Raw genomic sequence first — 18,073 nt, forward strand, 5'->3', positions numbered from 1 at the left:
TTACTTTTAAGAAACTTTACTAATCGCTTTTACAAAATATGGCGAATCGTTCCAGCGTATTTTTTTATAGGCAAAATCTTTTTTGAGAGCATCGGGAAGACAGTTCCAAACGGCTTCGTTCATTTTTTCTAATAATAACTTCTTCGAAAAAGAATCTGAAACTACCAAACTGATTTCCCTTACTGGAATGGGTTCTTTAAAAGGTTTAAAAAGTCCTGACGCTGCTTCGTTTAAAATAGAAAGCTGTGGAATAATCGCAAATCCTAAATGTGCCCGAACGAGGTTTTTTAAGGTTTCGATTGAATTAATATCGTAGGTAAACTGTTCCTTAATTTTGTCTGATGTTTTTAATCCGCAGATATCCAGAAGCTGAGCGTTATAACAATATTCGTGATGAAGAAGCAATAGTTCTGTTTTATCTCCGGGCTGAAGTTCGTAAAAATCTTCGTTTGCCATTGGATGTGATTCATTCAAATAGGCTACAAAAGGTTCTTTAAAAATAACATGTTCAATCAAATTGGGGTTTCCGGTTGGTGTCGCCATAATAGCCACATCAATCGCACCGATTTCTAAATCTCTCATTAAATGTCCCGTATAGCCTTCTTTAATGATGAAATGTACTTTTGGCGCCGCTTCTTTCATTGCATTTATAAACAACGGAATGAGATAAGGCGATAAAGTGGAAATAATTCCAAGCTTCAACTCCCCTTCTAAAAGATTTTTTTCATTAACCACAAAATCCCTAATTTCATCCGCTTCACGAAGAATTTTCCTTGCTTTGTTGATGATCTCAGTCCCGAGAATTGTGGGCGTTAATGGTACTTTATTTCGGTCAAAAATCTTGATTCCGATTTCTTCTTCAAGATTCTTTAACTGAATTGTCAATCCGGGCTGCGTAACCATACAAACTTCGGCCGCTCTTGCAAAATGGCGTTCATCATCTAAAGCTACTATATATTTTAACTGCTGAATGGTCATTGGATCTAAGGTTCTAAGGTACTGAGATGCTAAGGTACTAAGTTTTTTTTCTTTTTTGTTGAGAATAAAATTTGTCGAAGTTTGCTCAATGAAATATTTGTAAAACTTTAACAATACTTTCAAAACCAAAAATATAGAATTTATCGTACATATATAAAATGGTGTTTGCGGAATGGAGTAAATTCAGATGGTATTTGTTTTTGGAGCATATTGAGTTTATCATTCTTATAATATCGTTTGATGTTCCACTAAAATAATTTAACTAAAAAAGCGATCTTATACAGATCGCTTTTTCTTTTTTGTTTTTTAGAAAAATTAAAGCCCAACTTTTCCTTCTGCCCAATACGGCTGCGTGTGAATGTTTTTATTTGAAACACCTTTTTCTCTTAAGGCTTTTCTAAATGCCTGAATAGATTTGGCATTTCCCATTAAATAGAAATAACCTTTTTTCCATAAATCCCAGATTTCTGCATCTAAATTTTGAAGTGATTTTATCGCTGATTCGGCTTTATTGGCAGATTTTGGAACAACATCTACAACCAGTCCAAGTTTTTTAGGAATTTCAACCGAAAGTTCATCCAGTTCTAAAATACCTAAATAATTGTTTTCGCTGCGGTTAATTTCATCTTTGATGCTTTTGAAAACGCTGATGCAGGTTTCGTCTCCGAAAAAGAAATGGTATTGCGCTTCATTATTAAAAATCTTAAAACCTCTTGGCAGACCAACGGTAATTTGATCATGTGGTTTTAGACTATTAATAAATTCACTTCCAGGCCCGTTGTGGTGAATATGAAAGATAACTTCAAATGTTCCCGTTTCACTATTCCATTTACTTGGGGTGTAATTTCGGTAATTGGTATCATCAATCCGAATTACAATTGCTTGTCCGATCTTGAATTTAACATGTGGAAAAGTACCTTTAAAATTGATTATTTTTATATTGGGACTTGGTGTTTCTATAGTCGCAACGTTTACTTTGCAGATTTTATTGGTAAATGCCATTTCCATAAAATCACCAATAATTTTGGGCATTGAACTCATAATTCTTAGGTTTTAAAATTCAATTCAAAATTGAAAATAAAACCCTAAAGAGTCATTGAATAATAAATGGTGATGATTGGACTATTCACGGAATTTTTTGCGAAACGAAAGTGGTGTTTCTTTGGTAATTTTTTTAAACAATCTTGAAAAATAAGTATGATCTTCAAATCCAAGTGTAAAAGCGATTTCTTTTACTTCACTTTCTGTATAATAAAGTAATCGTTGTGCCTCGATAATCATAGCATTTTGAAGCCAATACGTAACTGATTTGCCCGAAGAAACATTTACACAATCATTTAAGTGTGAGGTTGTGATATTTAATTTCTTTGCAAAATAAGAAGGACTTTCTAAAAAAGTACGATCTGAAATCAGTTTTTTAAAATTAGCATAAATTAATCCTGATTGATTTTTTAGTTCCTTTACCTGACTTTTTGTATCCGAATATATATTAGCCAAGTTGTAAATCAAGGCATTAAAAAGACCATTAATGATTTGTGCTTTATTTGGATTGAAACTTTTAAAGGAACGGTGCAGTAAATAAATGGTTTCTAAAAGTTCTTCCTTATACGCCGGATCAATTGCATTGAGCTGTTCTGAAATTTTTAAATTCTGAAAAATCTCAATACAATTATTAGGAATAAGAAAAGGCGCTACACCAATATAATATCCTGCTGCATCAATAGTACCATCTTGTCCATGATGAACCTGAAGCGGTTTGATCATCAATACATTGGTTGCTTTTATTTCAATATCGATCATATCACATTGAAGAATGGCCTGCCCTTTTGTGAGCACAAAAAATATATAAAAATCATCTCGATGCGCCTCTAATTTAGTATCAAAATTGGCCAGGTCGTCAGCAGAATGATAAGCAATGAAAATACCGCCAACAGCTTCCGGACTTTGATTGTATATGGGTATCTTTTTCAATGATTTCGGTATTTGGAATGATTTTCAAATTTCAACAAAAAAGCGATCCTTTTAAGATCGCTTTTATTTATTTTTAACTAAAATTTAAATTGGTAATTTTACATCTTGTAATGTCTTTTCTACAAGTGCAGTTTTTTCAGGAAATAAATCTTTCCCTTTTACTTCATCCAGAATCTTAGTAAGCCTTTTTTTTGCTGCCTCCGACATAGGAATTACATTTATTTTTTTCTCTTCTTTTTCCATAACAATCATCTTACTATATACAAAATTATCTATTTTTTCTTATAAATTAGTATTGCAGTGTATTTATTTTTAGGCACATACTCGACAAATATTTTCAATTCTTCATCAAATCCATAAAACATATAATCCTTCAAAAAGTTTAAATAGTTTTTATCTAAAAAATAAGTATAAATTCTAATTCGTCGATTTTTATTTTTACAGATTTGAGTACAATTTTTAGAACATTTATTTCTACATTCTTCTTCAAATGAATCTTTACTATCACTTCCTTGAAAATAAATTGGAAAATCTGGATTGTCTCGAAAAAATTCAGGTATCGTATTTAAAACCGTATTAAATACAATTCTTACATCTCCATTATTACTATTTTCGCTATCAGAAATATTTTTGCTTTCTAAATTATAATCTCCAAAACCCAAATTGTAAAACATTTCATTACTTTTGGTTTTCATTTTCGAATACTGTACTGCTTTGAGAATTTTCCTTTTGCCTTCTGTTTCAAAAAAATATTGGATGATCGAGTTTTCTATTGAAGAAGCAATATAATAAATATCAATATTGGTCAATTTTTTTCTTGCAATGTTACTAAAGTTTAAGCAAAATCGCAATTAAAAAGTAGTATTATTTTTACAAATAAAATTACTTCTCCCCTTCACTTTTCAGCTGCAAAGCCCGCTGCAAAAAACTCTGGTGTACTATTTTATTCTCCGCTTCATTAATGGCCTGAAGCAGATTATTTTGATTATCGGCAATTTCACTCAAGGCTTTTTTCATAACGTCCCAAACAGGTTTCATTTGCTCGATTAATTCCTGACCTTTTGCAGTAAGCTGAAGAAGTCTTTTTCGTTCGTCGATTTTATCTTTTTTAGAACGAATCAGTTTTTGTTTTTCCAGTTCTTTTAATAAACTTATGGTCGATGGGTGTGTGTAACCTATTTCATTGGCGATTTCAACCACACTTAAAACTTCTTTATGATACAAAGTATAAATTACCGGAAACCATTTGGGTTCAAAATCAATTCCGTACGATTTATAAAATAAAGCGCCGTCTTTACGCAATTGTTCGCTTAATCGCTGCAATCGTGTCGAAAGGGCCAATATTCCTGATTCGTCTATAATATTCATCTTTATTTCTTTAAAATTAAATGACAAAAAACATTGTCCGGTGCCATTAAAGGAAAGGCTTTTGGAAGCTTTTCTTTCTCTATTCGTACAAAATTATTCTTTTCATAAAAGCGTAACGCAGCTTCTAAAATTGAAACTGTTCCCAAATATAAATCATCGATTCCGTTTTCTTTGCAATATGCAATTAAAGTCTCTACTAATTTCTGAGCGATCGAAAACTCTTTTCCGCGAAATTCTTTCTTTACAAACATCTTTCTTATCGCTGCTTCAGTATCAGAAAATTTAACCAAAGCGATCGTTCCTACTAATTCTTCATTTATAAAAGCTCCCCAAAACCCTCCTCCGCTGGCGTAATAGAAATCATTAATAGTAAGCAGATCCGGCTGGTCTTCGATAGTAATGGGTACATTAAATTCTTTTTGCTGAATGTTTAATATTAAATCAACAATAACATTTGAATATTGGTTTTCTACAAGTTTAATTTTTGGTTCCATGATATTTTATTTTTGTATTACAAAACTACGTAGTTAAATACATAAATAAAAACATTTATTCAATTTTATGATTTATTTTATACTTTTGTTATCCTATGCCACAAAGGCACAAAGTTTTTTTAATACCACAGATTAAAGGATTAAAATGATCTTGTGAGATTTATGTAAACCCAAAAAAACTTAAATTTCTTATATAACTTATATGGTTTAAAAAATATGGCAAGAAATCAGAAAGAAGAGTTTCAGGCTCTTCAGGATACTTTATATGTTTTAGGCGGAAAATGGAAACTGCCTATTATAAATTCTATCTGTAACGGAAATAATAGATTTAAGGAAATTAAGGAAAGTATTCCGGGAATTACTTCGCGAATGTTATCGAAGGAATTAAAAGATATGGAACTGAATAATCTCGTAAAAAGAACCGAAGACCGTGATGCAAAAGTTTCTATCCTTTATGAATCAACTTCATATTGTCAATCCTTCGGGCCAATTATTTCTGAAATGATTAAATGGGGAATTTCACATCGAAATCATATTAAGAATAGAGAAACAAAGGTTTAAATGTTGTTTATAATCTCAGAAATTTAGATACAGCTCTAAAAAAATATTTTAAAAATTCCGGAAAATTATTAAAACTAAATTATCGATTTACTCGTAAGTACGGAAGATTAGATTTTAGTATAATTATTTATTTTCTATTAATTTTAAAAGATTGAAAACGTGGACAGATTGAGCATTCAAAGATTAAAAAAAACTTTGTCATACCTTGAAAGCAAACAGCGTGAACTGAATAAGCATAATAACAGCGATACAAGAAGTGTTGAATCAATGATAAAGTATTTAAAAAAAGAGATGCTGGAACAGTTTAACTTAACCAAATATGATATCTATATTAAAGGAGAAATTATAAATACTGAAACTTTTATTCGCAGTGTCAAAAATATAATAGATGAACATTCGTCTTGTGAAGTTTAAAATTTAGGAGATCGCTTACCGAAGTTATTCTTCAAAATTATAAAAATGCGTTAATATCATCTAAGGATATTCTCTAAATAAACTGTCAGGAACTTTTTTCGAAAGCCTTAACAAATAAGGAAACGAAGATATAGTTCCTGACAGTTTATTTTTTATTACTTCTCTAAATCAATATATTATACAATAATATATTTTATTTACCTCGAAAAAATCTGACAAATATTTAATTTCAAATTGTAAGCTTTTATTTATCTTTATTTCATTCTTTCTTAGCGAAGAAACTTACAAACCAAAAAACACAGGTTAAATCAATTTTGCTTTAACTCTTTATTACGCAAAAAACCTTATAAAATTTACCTTACAAGCCTTTATACTAAAAGCAATTTCATGACAAGAAAAACCTGTTCTATGACATATTTTTCCCTGTTAAGCATATAGCGATATAATTTTAAACCTGAATTAAAACCAATAAAAGTTTAGCGATTTAATTTTAAAATGTAGGAACTATTTTTTTTTATCAAAATACTTTCTACTTCAAAACAGGTATAAACACCTGTTTTAAAAATAGTTACATTCAAGTAACTTAGCGTTGTAATAAAAAACTGTCAGAGTATTTTTTTAAACCAAATCTGGCAAATTATTAATAAATCAAAAAAACTAATACTAACTATTAAATTAAAAGATTATGAATGAACCTTTCTTAGGAGCAATTTTGGCTTTTGGATTTACTTTTAATCCTAGAGGCTGGCAAACTTGTAGTGGCCAATTAATATCAATAGCTCAAAACACTGCCCTTTTTTCATTACTTGGCACTACTTACGGAGGAAATGGACAAACTACTTTTGCTTTGCCAGATTTAAGAGGCCGCAGCATGGTTGGTGTTGGTAACGGACCTGGCTTAACCCCTATTACTTATGGGCAAGTTGGTGGAACTGAAACTACTACACTAACAATAAACAATATGCCGCAGCACAATCACCAGCTTATTCCTGGAACTTTAGCTGGTCAGGTAAATTTAGCTTACACTGCAAATGCTTTTACTGGTGGTACAAATTCTAATGAAACTGACGGCGGTAACAACTTCCTGGCAGCTGCCGGAGCTACACCAGCTATTTATAGTGAGCCAACTGCAAATACAACCAAAATTGGAGGTATAACTGCAAGTATATCTGGTTCTACATCTATAGTAGGAGGTTCTCAGGCATTTAGCATTAGAGATCCATATTTGGGTATTAATCTTTGTATTGCTATGGAAGGAATTTTCCCTTCTCGTAACTAATATCAAATTATAAAAACAGAGGTATTCCTGCCTCTGTTTTTTTTAATCTAATTTTATGGATAACGACATCAAAATAGGGATTTTAATTCCAAAGTCACAACAGTATCCTGGTCTGGATAAAGATTTTATGCGAGGTTTAAAACTTAACAATCTCAAAACAAAATTTTTTGTCGAAAGTATAGGTATTGCTGCAGACGATAAAATAATAATTGAGAAAATTCAGAAATTAAATTTTCAGGAAGATGTATCTATTATTATAGGTTTTTTTGGTCATTATAATGTAGACGAAGTTTATAAATATGCTTCAAACAATGATATTTTATTAATAGCAGCAGATTTGGGAGCAACAATACCTTATGAAACTGTAACTCCAAAAGGAGTGTACATTAATTCATTTGGATTAACTGAATCCTGCTATCATTTAGGAAATTATCTAACAACAAGCAAAAAGTATAAAAAAATTGCCACTTCGACTTCGTTTTATGACTCTGGTTATGGTATGCTGAGCGCTATTGAATATGCATTTAAGGAAGATAGTAATTTTTCAGGACATTACATTACTCCTTTTGTGCCAAGAGAAGATGAAGCCATATATATGGATCAGACTATTAATAATCAGGAACCTGATGCCGTTTTTGCATTTTACAGCGGTATATATGCCGAAGAAAATGCTGGTTTTGTAAGTCAAAATAAGATTACACAAAAATATCCTTTTTATGTAACTCCTTTTTTTATCAATGATAAAATATTAGAAGACTACAAAACCAATCCACACAATCTTTATGTAGTAAGTTCATGGATGCAAAATGATACTGAAGCATTAGATTTCACCTCCGAATATCTAAACATTTATTCAGAAAGTCCATCAGTATTTTCAATTTTAGGATATGAAAACGGACTCATATTAAAGAACATTCTTCTAAATGCAAAAGACTTTAGTTTGAATTCTTTAATTGAAGAGATAAACAAATTAAATATTGTGGGTCCCAGAGGGGCTATTTGCTTTGACAAGGAAACAAACAGAACAATATTTAATCATTATATCTACGAATTAAATTTAGATTCCCTTAATAATATAAGCTTTAGGAAAATTGAGACATTGATAAATGACGGAAATTTTATTAAGGCTTTCACTTCATTTACAAAGCCTGATCAACAAGGCGGTTGGCAGAATGCTTATTTATGTCATTAACTAAAACGTATGTTATGAAAAAAAAATTACTCTTATTTATTATGCTCTTGTGCACCTTTTTTGTGCAGCAAAAAGCAAATGCCCAACTGGGACCGGGAGATATAGCCTTTATTGGTTATAATACAAATCCTCTGGATGGTTTTTCTTTTATTGTTTTAAAAGATATACCAGCCGGAACAGTTATTTATTTTAGTGAACGTGGATGGAATGGTACAACGTGGAATGTTGGAAGTGCTGAATCACATCTTCAATGGACAGTACCTTCTTTGACCACAGTAGGAACTATTGTTTCGGTAATGGAAACAGGAATTGATACTTTTACAGTTACTGGTACAACTGGTATTGGTTTTGCTCCTGGTTTTACAGGATTTAATCTTAACGGTGGTGATCAGATTTTAGCTTATCAGTCATCTGTTGGCGCTCAACCTATTTTACCAAACCTTCCAACTTTTATCGCAGGTATTAATGGTGATTATAATTCAGGTGATTATGACCCAACAACAAAATGGAATCTGGCCGGTACAACTGGCGGAAATTCAAGTGCATTACCATCAGGATTAGTTAACGGTTCAACTTGTATTTCTTTATTTAATCCACCGTTAACTCAGGAATATCCGAATGCGAAATATAATGGTACGCTAACAGGGAATGTTACTACTTTATTAGGTCTTATTAATAATCCGGCGAACTGGCTTAATGATACTGGTACTACTCCAGCTAACTATCCTATAACAGCGGCTAGTTATCCAACTCCATCTATATCTACAACGCCACCGGTATTTACTTTGCAGCCAACCAGCAAAACTATTTGCCCTGCTGCTAATACTTCATTTTCAGTTGCCGCAACTAATGCTACTAGCTTACAATGGCAGGTAGATGACGGAAGTGGTTTTGTTAACGTTTCGAATGGTGGTGTTTACTCAATCGTAACTTCTATAGGTACAAGCAGTACCTCTACACTAACTATAACAGGTGCTACATCTGGAATGACTGCTTATGATTATCGATGTGTGGCTGGAGGGGCTTCTTCTGTAAATTCTTCTACTGCAACATTAACCGTTCCAACGGCACTTGGCAGTTCAATTTCATCACAAAGTAATGCGAGTACATACGGTGCTAATAATGGTTCGGCTACAATTAGTGTTACGGGCGGAACTACTCCTTATTTCTATTCATGGTCTCCATCTGGAGGAACAGCAGCTACTGCTTCTGGTCTTACTGCGGGGACTTATACTGTAACGATTACAGACAGCACTCCAAATGGAATCGGCGGCTGCTCTAAAACTCAAACTGTAACTATTACTGAACCTGCGGGTTCTATTGTATCAACAACATCATTGAGTGCTTTTACAAGCTGCAGTGGAGCTTCTACCGCACAGAGTTTCACGATAAGTGGTGGTGGTTTAACCTCATCATTGGATGTACTAGCTCCAACTGGTTTTGAAATTTCTACATCAGTAGCTGGTATTTACACCAACAATATTTCTTTTCCTAACGTAGGCGGTGTTGTAACAACTAAAACCATATATGCTCGTTTAGCGGCATCAGCTACAGGAACGCCATCTGGTAATATTACTGTTTCTTCAACAGGTATAACAACTAAAGATGTCGCTGTTACAGGAAGTATGAATACTATAGCTTTTACAGCTCAGCCATCTGCAAGTACAATTTGTGCAGGGGCTAATACTACTTTTTCTGCAACAGCTTCAAATGCTACAGGATATCAATGGCAAGTAGATCAGGGTGCTGGTTTTGGTAATGTTCCAGCTTCTGCACCATATTCTGGTACAACTACTGCAACATTAACTATAACTGGCGCAACTGCAGCATTAAATGGATATATCTACAGGGTTGTAGCTTCAGGAACATGTCCATCTGCGACTTCAAATAACGCAGCGTTGACTATTAATACGGCTCCGGCGATTACTGCTCAGCCATCTGCAAGTACAATTTGCGCAGGGGCTAATACTACTTTCTCTGCAACTGCCTCAGGTGCTACAGGTTACCAATGGCAGGTAGATCAGGGTGCTGGTTTTGCTAATGTTCCTGCTTCTGCGCCATATTCTGGTACAACTACTGCAACATTAACTATTACAGGTGCAACTGCGGGATTAAGTGGATATATCTACAGAGTTGTTGCTACAGGTGCATGTACTCCTAATGCAACTTCAAATAGTGCATCTTTAACGGTAAATCAAGCTCCGGCAATTACTGCACAGCCATCTGCAAGTACAATTTGTGCAGGTGCTAATACTACTTTCTCTGCAACAGCTTCAAATGCTACAGGATATCAATGGCAGGTAGATCAGGGTGCTGGTTTTGCGAATGTTTCAAACGGCGGAGTTTATTCTGGTGCTACTACAAATACACTTACTATAACAGGTGCAACTGCCGGTTTAAATGGATATATTTACAGAGTCATTGCAACAGGTTCATGTACTCCTAGTGCCACTTCAAATGCTGTGGCTCTTACAGTTAATTCTGCTCCGGTAATTACCGGACAGCCATCTGCAAGTATAATTTGTGCAGGGGCTAATACTACTTTTTCTGCAACGGCATCAAGTGCTACAGGATATCAATGGCAGGTAGATCAGGGTGCTGGTTTTTCTAATGTTCCAGCTGCTGCACCATATTCTGGTACAACTTCTGCAACATTAACTATCACTGGCGCAACTGCGGGATTAAATGGATATATATATAGAGTTGTTGCTACAGGTTTATGTACTCCTAATGCAACTTCAAATAGTGCATCTTTAACGGTAAATCAAGCTCCGGCAATCACTGCACAGCCAACTGATAGTGCTATTTGTTCGGGATCTAATACAACATTTAGTGCTTCAGTTTCAAATGCTACAGGATATCAATGGCAGGTAAACTCAGGAGCTGGATTTAATAATATTGCAAGTGGAGCTCCCTACTCTGGAGAAACTACAGCAACACTTACTATAACAGGCGCAACTGCTTCATTAAATAATTATCAATATCGTTTAATAGCAACTGGAAATTGTACTCCAGCTGCAGTTTCAAATGCTGTTACATTACAAGTTTCTAATATAGCTGCATCTTCAACACAAGTAGACATTAGCTGCAATGGAGCTGCTAATGGTTCATTATCAGTTGTACCATTAGGAGGTGTAGGATCTTACACTTATCTTTGGTCAAATGCTGCTACATCTTCTTCTATTAGTAATTTAGCACCTGGAAATTATACTGTTAGTATAAAAGATGCTATTCTATGTGAAAAAATATTAAACTTTACTATAACAGAACCACCTGTATTAGTGGCTTCTCAGGGAACTATAAATAATGTAAGCTGTAACTCTGGAACAAATGGAACAGCAACAGTAGTAGTAACTGGAGGAACTCCTGGTTATACTTATTCATGGTCGCCTTCTGGAGGAACGGCAGCTACTGCTTCTAGTCTGGCTGCAGGAACCTATACAGTTACTGTAACTGACGCTAATAACTGTCAAACTACACAAAGTTTTACTATTTCAGAACCAGCTGCTCTTGCGGTTGTACCATCACAAACTGATGTTTTATGTAACGGTGCTGCAACTGGATCTGCTAGTGTAGCCGTTTCGGGAGGAACTAGTGCTTACACTTATTCTTGGTCACCTTCTGGAGGAACGGCTGCAACTGCAACTGGTCTAACAGCGGGAACCTATACTGTTACAGTTACTGATGCTAATAGCTGTCAGATAACACAAAGTTTTACTATTACAGAACCTACTGCTTTAGTAGCATCACCAGTAGCACAAACTAACATAGCTTGTTTTGGTGGTAACACTGGGTCGGCAACTATAAGTGCAACAGGAGGAACTGGAGGATATACTTATTCTTGGTCACCTTCTGGAGGAACTGCTGCTACAGCTACAGGATTAACAGCTGGAACATATACTGTTACAGTTACTGATAGTAATTTATGCCAGGCAACTCAAAGTTTTACACTTACTGAACCTGCTGCTGCACTTACAGCTACTGCTGGTGGACAAATAGATGTTTCATGTAATGGAGGAGCTAATGGATCTGCTACAGTTTCTGTAAGCGGAGGAACTCCTGGATACACTTATTCTTGGGCTCCAACCGGAGGAAATACTGCTAGTGCAAATGGGCTATCGGCAGGAACCTATACTGCTACTATTACCGATGCAAATGGTTGTCAAACTACTCAAAGCTTTACTATTACCGAACCAGCCGCTCTTGTAGCTAGTTTTGGTTCTCAAACTAATGTTTCTTGTAACGGTGGTACAAATGGTACTGCAACTGTAAATGTAACTGGTGGAACCGGAGCTTACACTTACTCGTGGTCTCCTACCGGAGGAAATGCTGCAACTGCATCTGGTTTAGCACAAGGAACTTACACAGTAACTGTTACAGACGCTAATGCATGTCAAACTACACAAAGTTTTACAATTACAGAACCTGCAATTTTATCGTTAACACCATCACAAACTGATGTTCTGTGTAATGGTGGTGCAACGGGAACGGCTTCAGTAATTGCATCTGGAGGTACAGCACCATATACTTATTTATGGTCACCTTCTGGAGGAACTGCTGCAACTGCTACAGGACTAGCAATAGGAAATTATAGTGTTTTAGTAACAGACTCTAATGGCTGTTCAATAACACAAAGTTTTACAATCACACAGCCAAGCGCCTTATTTGCTACACAAAGTCAAATAAGTGCAACCTGTTCAACTGGTGGTCAGGCTGCTGTAAGTGTTAGCGGTGGTACAACTCCATATTCTTATTTATGGTCACCATCTGGCGATACAACAGCAATAGCAACCGGATTAACTGCCGGAGCTAATAGTGTTCTTGTTACTGATGCTAATGGTTGTACAATAACAAGAAACTTTACAATTACTACAACAAATACTTTAGTTGCCACTACTTCTCAGACGGATGTATTATGCTTTGGGGCTAATACAGGATCTGCTGCTGTAGTTCCAAGCGGAGCACCTGGACCTTTTACTTATGTATGGTCACCTTCTGGCGGCAATGCTGATACAGCAACTAATCTTACAGCTGGTAATTATTCTGTAACAATTACATCTGCTAACGGATGTTCTATTGTAAAAAACTTTACTATTACAGAACCAACTGAACTTATAGTAACTCCAAGTCCGCAAATAAATACTTCTTGTAATGGAGGAGCAAACGGATCTGCAACTGTTGTTGTTACAGGAGGAACCGGAGCTTATACATACTCTTGGGCTCCAACTGGAGGAAATAATGCAACCGCAAATGGTCTTTCTGCCGGAACATATACAGTAACTGTACAAGATGCTAATTTATGTACCAAAACACAAAGTTTTACTATTACAGAACCAACAATTCTTGCTGCAACAACATCACAAACAGATGTTTCATGCAACGGAGGAACTAATGGAACTGCTACAGTAAATGTAACTGGAGGAACTGGAGCATATACATACTCTTGGTCTCCAACTGGAGGAAATGCTGCAACTGCTTCTGGTCTTGCTGCTGGAACTTATACTGTAACTGTACAAGATGCTAACTTCTGTCAGACAACTGAAACTGTTACCATTACAGAACCAGCTATTCTTGCGGCGACAATATCTCAAACAGATGTTACTTGTAATGGATTAAACAACGGAACTGCTACAGTAATTCCAACTGGAGGTACAGCACCTTATACTTATTCTTGGTCTCCTTCTGGAGGAACTGCTGCAACAGCTTCTGGTTTAAGCCCGGGAACTTATACTGCAACAATTACAGATGCTAATGGTTGTACTACAACTCAATCTGTTACAATTACAGAACCTTCTGTAATTGCTTTAACTCCATCTCATACAGATGTTTCTTGTAATGGAGGAGCTAACGGAACTGCAACTATAACTGCTGCTGGAGGAACCGCTCCTTATACTTATTCTTGGAGTCCTTCTGGAGAAACTACTGCATTGATAAACAATCTTATTCCAGGAACTTACACTGTAACCGTTACAGACGCTAATGGTTGTATTGCAACTGAATCTATTGTTATTACAGAACCAACTGCTATGACAACATCTGCATCACAAACAGATATTTCTTGTAATGGAGCAGCAAACGGAACTGCAACTGTAACTGTATCTGGAGGAACTGGAGCATATACTTACTCTTGGTCTCCTTATGGAGGAACTGCTCCAACTGCAACAGGTCTTGCCGCTGGACTTTTTACAGCAATCATTACTGATGCTAATGGATGTCAAACAATACAAACAGTAACAATCATTGAACCTGCTGTTCTTTCTGCAACAATATCTCAAACAGATGTTTCTTGCAACGGAGGAACTAACGGAACTGCAACAGTAACTGCAACTGGAGGAACTGCACCATATACTTATTCTTGGTCACCATCAGGTGGAACGGCTGCAACAGCTTCTGGATTAAGCGCTGGAACTTACACTGCTACCATTACAGATGCTAACGGATGTACTGCAACACAATCTGTAACTATTACAGAACCAGCAATTCTTACTGCAACAGCATCTAAAACAGATGTTTCTTGTAACGCAGGAACTAACGGTACTGCAACGGTAACTGCAGCTGGAGGTACAGCACCATATACTTATTCTTGGTCACCATCAGGTGGAACTGCTGCAACTGCTTCTGGATTAAGTGCTGGAACTTATACTGCAACTATTACAGACGCTAACGGATGTACTACAACACAAACAGTAACAATCACTGAACCTTCTGCCCTTTCTGTAACAGCATCTAAAACAGATGTTTCTTGCAACAGCGGAGCTAACGGATCTGCAACTGTAAATGTAACTGGAGGAACTCCTGGTTATACATACTCTTGGGCTCCATCTGGAGGAACAAATGCAACAGCAAATGGATTAAGCGCAGGTACTTATACTGCAACAATTACAGATGCTAACGGATGTACTACAACACAATCAATTACTATTGCTGAACCAGCAATCCTTGCTGCAACAACATCTCAAACTGATGTTTCTTGCAACGGAGGAACTAACGGAACTGCAACGGTAACTGTAACTGGAGGAACTGGAGCTTATACTTATTCTTGGGCACCTTTTGGAGGAACAGCTGCAACAGCAACTGGATTAAATGCAGGAACTTATACAGTAACTGTAACTGATGCAAATGCGTGTCAGACAACACAAAGTATTACTATTACAGAACCAGCGATTCTTTCTGCAACAGCATCACAAACAGATGTTTCCTGCAACGGAGGAACTAATGGAACTGCAACGGTAACTGCAACTGGAGGTACAGCACCATATACTTATTCTTGGACACCAGTCGGAGGAACTGCTGCTACTGCTTCTGGATTAAACGCAGGAACATACACTGCTACAATTACAGACGCTAACGGATGTACCACTACACAATCTGTAACTATTACTGAACCAGCAATTCTTGCCGCAACAATATCTAAAACAGATGTTTCTTGTAACGCAGGAACTAACGGAACTGCAACTGTAACCGCAGCTGGAGGTACAGCACCATATACTTATTCTTGGTCACCTGTTGGAGGAACTGCTGCAACAGCTTCTGGATTAAGTGCCGGAACTTACACAGCAACAATTACAGATGCTAATGGTTGTACTGCAACACAAACAGTAACAATCACTGAGCCTTCTGCCCTTTCTGTAACAGCAACTAAAATAGATGTTTCTTGTAACGGTGGATCTAACGGATCTGCAACAGTAAACGTAACTGGAGGAACTGGAGCTTATACATACTCTTGGACACCATCAGGTGGAACAGCTGCAACAGCAACTGGATTAAGCGCAGGAACTTATACTGTTACATTTACAGATGCTAACGGTTGTACTGCAGCACAAACTGTTACTATTGCTGAACCAACAATCATTGCAGCAACAACATCTAAAACTGATGTTTCCTGCAACGGAGGAGCTAACGGATCTGCAACTGTAAACGTAACTGGAGGAACCGGAGCTTATACATACTCTTGGGCACCAGCCGGAGGAACGGCTGCAACAGCAACTGGATTAAGTGCAGGAACTTATACTGCAACAATTACAGATGCTAACGGATGTACTGCAACTCAAACAGTAGTTATCAATCAACCAAGTGCTCTTGCTGCAACAACATCTAAAACTGATGTTTCTTGCAACGGAGGAACGAACGGAACTGCAGCGGTAACTGTAACTGGAGGAACTGGAGCTTATACATACTCTTGGGCACCTACTGGTGGAACGGCAGCAACAGCAACAGGATTAAGCGCAGGAGCTTACACTGTAACTATTACAGATGCCAATGGATGTACATTAACTCAAACAATAACTATTATTACAACTCCAGACGTAACAGCGCCAGTACCAACTGTAGCTAATCTTCCGGAAATAAGTAATTATTGTGCAGTTTCAGCATCAGATATCGCGATTCCAACTGCTGCAGATAATTGTGCAGGAATTCTAAATGGAACTACAACTGATCCTTTAAGCTACAATGCTGTAGGAACTTATGTAATTACATGGAAATATGATGACGGAAATGGAAACATTACGACACAAACGCAAACAGTAAAAGTACTTGCTTCTCCATTGAATGCTGTAACTTTTAGCGGCGCTCAATTTACATACGATGGAAATGCTCATGCATTACAGGTTGCGAATCTTCCAACAGGAGCAACTGTAACTTATTCTGCAAACAATACGTCAACAAATGCTGGTACTTATGTAGTTACTGCTACAGTAACACCATCAGCTAGTACGCCAAATTGTGCAGTAGTAACGCTAACAGCAAATCTTGTTATTAATAAAGCAGCACAGCAAATTACATTTAATGCAATTCCGGTTCAAACACTTGGAGCAAACAACACCTTTAATTTAACAGCGACTTCAAATTCAAATCTAGCTGTTACTTACACATCAACATATACTGCACCATTAGCTCCTGCAACAGTTTCTGCTACAGGCGTGGTAAATATGTTGAGATCTGGTGATGTATTAATTACGGCTCATCAAGCTGGAAATAACAACTATCTTCCTGCAGCCGATGTTTCACAGTTGTTAGTTATCTTAAATAACAATATCGATGTTAAGAAAATCACTATAGGAACAAAAGTTTTTGATAACCCTGGAAAAACAATTTTTTATGTACTGCCATGTGGGGAAACAAATCCAAATGTATCTATCTTAAATGAATCGGGTGCAGTTATAACTCCGTCTCCTAATTTTACAATTCAAACTCCTAAACCAGGAATTTACAGCCAGAATGTAACAATTACATCACAAGATGGAAGTTTATCTGCAACTTATTCTATCGTAGTTGTGAAACCGTTTAATTTCTTTGACATCGTTAAACAGAAATTTAACAACGTGCTTCTTGTAAATAACAATCCGCAGACAAATGGTGGTTATGAGTTTGCTTCTTATGAATGGTTCAAAAACGACCAGCCAATAGGAACTGGCCAGTATTATTCTGCAGGAAACAGTCTTACTTCTCTATTAGATCCAGCTGCAGATTATAGTGTAAAAATGACAACTAAAGATGGAAAAGTACTATATGTATGTGCTTCTAAAATCACTTTGACAAATACACTACAGGCAAAACTTTATCCTAACCCTATTGAAATTGGAAAAGTTATTACTGTCGAAGCAGATTTCCCTGCAGAAGAATTAGAGAAAATGCAAATTAGTCTTTATACTGTTACAGGTCAATTGGTAAAAACTGTACAATCATCTACAGCTAAAACTGAAATACAATTACCTCAAACAACTGAAAGCAATATGTACATGGTAGTTCTTGAAACGCCTAACATCAAAAAATCTTTCAAAGTAATTGTAAAATAAATAAACCCTGCCAGTACTA

The 18,073-nt window shown here is 36.1% G+C and carries 12 protein-coding genes; 5 read left to right on the forward strand and 7 right to left on the reverse strand.

Translation table 11 applies throughout. From position 1 onward, the window contains the following. Positions 1–6 precede the first annotated feature (6 nt). From ASD98_RS00665 to ASD98_RS00690, 7 genes are all read right to left on the reverse strand, one after another. Entirely contained in the window at positions 7–978 is a 972-nt protein-coding gene (locus ASD98_RS00665) for a hydrogen peroxide-inducible genes activator (RefSeq protein WP_056199602.1), read from the reverse strand. 315 nt (positions 979–1,293) lie between these two features. Continuing rightward, positions 1,294–2,019: a siderophore-interacting protein gene (locus tag ASD98_RS00670; protein WP_056198671.1), complete on the reverse strand. Its 726-nt coding sequence runs from the start codon at positions 2,017–2,019 to the stop codon at positions 1,294–1,296. 81 nt (positions 2,020–2,100) lie between these two features. Beyond that, positions 2,101–2,949, reverse strand: coding sequence for an AraC family transcriptional regulator (locus ASD98_RS00675; protein WP_056198673.1), 849 nt, complete (start codon positions 2,947–2,949; stop codon positions 2,101–2,103). Between the two features lie 84 nt (positions 2,950–3,033). Continuing rightward, complete coding sequence (locus ASD98_RS23910) at positions 3,034–3,192, reverse strand: hypothetical protein (RefSeq protein WP_157849129.1); 159 nt, start codon at positions 3,190–3,192, stop codon at positions 3,034–3,036. A gap of 29 nt (positions 3,193–3,221) precedes the next feature. Beyond that, positions 3,222–3,644, reverse strand: a complete 423-nt coding sequence (locus ASD98_RS00680) for a hypothetical protein (protein WP_056199605.1) — start codon at positions 3,642–3,644, stop codon at positions 3,222–3,224. 187 nt (positions 3,645–3,831) lie between these two features. Beyond that, the gene (locus tag ASD98_RS00685) at positions 3,832–4,317 is read right to left on the reverse strand and encodes a MarR family winged helix-turn-helix transcriptional regulator (RefSeq protein ID WP_056198676.1); all 486 of its coding nucleotides are present in this window, start codon (positions 4,315–4,317) and stop codon (positions 3,832–3,834) included. Positions 4,318–4,319: 2 nt separating this feature from the next. Continuing rightward, positions 4,320–4,811 carry a GNAT family N-acetyltransferase gene (locus ASD98_RS00690; protein WP_056198678.1) on the reverse strand — a complete coding sequence of 164 codons (492 nt, stop codon included), beginning with the start codon at positions 4,809–4,811 and terminating at the stop codon, positions 4,320–4,322. Between the two features lie 216 nt (positions 4,812–5,027). Here ASD98_RS00690 and ASD98_RS00695 point away from each other — a divergent pair, with 216 nt between their 5' ends. The 5 genes from ASD98_RS00695 (at position 5,028) to ASD98_RS00715 (ending at position 18,054) form a co-directional block, all read left to right on the forward strand. Next, positions 5,028–5,372 (forward strand): helix-turn-helix domain-containing protein, encoded by a 345-nt coding sequence (locus ASD98_RS00695; protein WP_056198680.1) that lies wholly within the window; start codon positions 5,028–5,030, stop codon positions 5,370–5,372. A gap of 159 nt (positions 5,373–5,531) precedes the next feature. Then, positions 5,532–5,786, forward strand: coding sequence for a hypothetical protein (locus ASD98_RS00700; RefSeq protein WP_056198685.1), 255 nt, complete (start codon positions 5,532–5,534; stop codon positions 5,784–5,786). A gap of 685 nt (positions 5,787–6,471) precedes the next feature. Next, positions 6,472–7,065, forward strand: a complete 594-nt coding sequence (locus ASD98_RS00705; RefSeq protein ID WP_056198688.1) for a phage tail protein — start codon at positions 6,472–6,474, stop codon at positions 7,063–7,065. Positions 7,066–7,120: 55 nt separating this feature from the next. Further along, positions 7,121–8,257 carry an ABC transporter substrate-binding protein gene (locus ASD98_RS00710; RefSeq protein WP_056198691.1) on the forward strand — a complete coding sequence of 379 codons (1,137 nt, stop codon included), beginning with the start codon at positions 7,121–7,123 and terminating at the stop codon, positions 8,255–8,257. Between the two features lie 14 nt (positions 8,258–8,271). Continuing rightward, entirely contained in the window at positions 8,272–18,054 is a 9,783-nt protein-coding gene (locus ASD98_RS00715; protein ID WP_199866258.1) for a T9SS type A sorting domain-containing protein, read from the forward strand. The last annotated feature ends 19 nt before the right edge of the window (positions 18,055–18,073 follow it).

It is taken from the genome of Flavobacterium sp. Root186, assembly GCF_001428525.1.
GTDB lineage: Bacteria > Bacteroidota > Bacteroidia > Flavobacteriales > Flavobacteriaceae > Flavobacterium.

What these genes read in the sequence shown, in the direction of transcription:
- ASD98_RS00665 (WP_056199602.1), bottom strand. Translation starts at nt 978, where the DNA reads ATGACCATTCAGCAGTTAAAATATATAGTAGCTTTAGATGATGAACGC.
- ASD98_RS00670 (WP_056198671.1), bottom strand. Translation starts at nt 2,019, where the DNA reads ATGAGTTCAATGCCCAAAATTATTGGTGATTTTATGGAAATGGCATTT.
- ASD98_RS23910 (WP_157849129.1), bottom strand. Translation starts at nt 3,192, where the DNA reads ATGGAAAAAGAAGAGAAAAAAATAAATGTAATTCCTATGTCGGAGGCA.
- ASD98_RS00680 (WP_056199605.1), bottom strand. Translation starts at nt 3,644, where the DNA reads ATGAAAACCAAAAGTAATGAAATGTTTTACAATTTGGGTTTTGGAGAT.
- ASD98_RS00685 (WP_056198676.1), bottom strand. Translation starts at nt 4,317, where the DNA reads ATGAATATTATAGACGAATCAGGAATATTGGCCCTTTCGACACGATTG.
- ASD98_RS00690 (WP_056198678.1), bottom strand. Translation starts at nt 4,811, where the DNA reads ATGGAACCAAAAATTAAACTTGTAGAAAACCAATATTCAAATGTTATT.
- ASD98_RS00695 (WP_056198680.1), top strand. Translation starts at nt 5,028, where the DNA reads ATGGCAAGAAATCAGAAAGAAGAGTTTCAGGCTCTTCAGGATACTTTA.
- ASD98_RS00705 (WP_056198688.1), top strand. Translation starts at nt 6,472, where the DNA reads ATGAATGAACCTTTCTTAGGAGCAATTTTGGCTTTTGGATTTACTTTT.
- ASD98_RS00710 (WP_056198691.1), top strand. Translation starts at nt 7,121, where the DNA reads ATGGATAACGACATCAAAATAGGGATTTTAATTCCAAAGTCACAACAG.
- ASD98_RS00715 (WP_199866258.1), top strand. Translation starts at nt 8,272, where the DNA reads ATGAAAAAAAAATTACTCTTATTTATTATGCTCTTGTGCACCTTTTTT.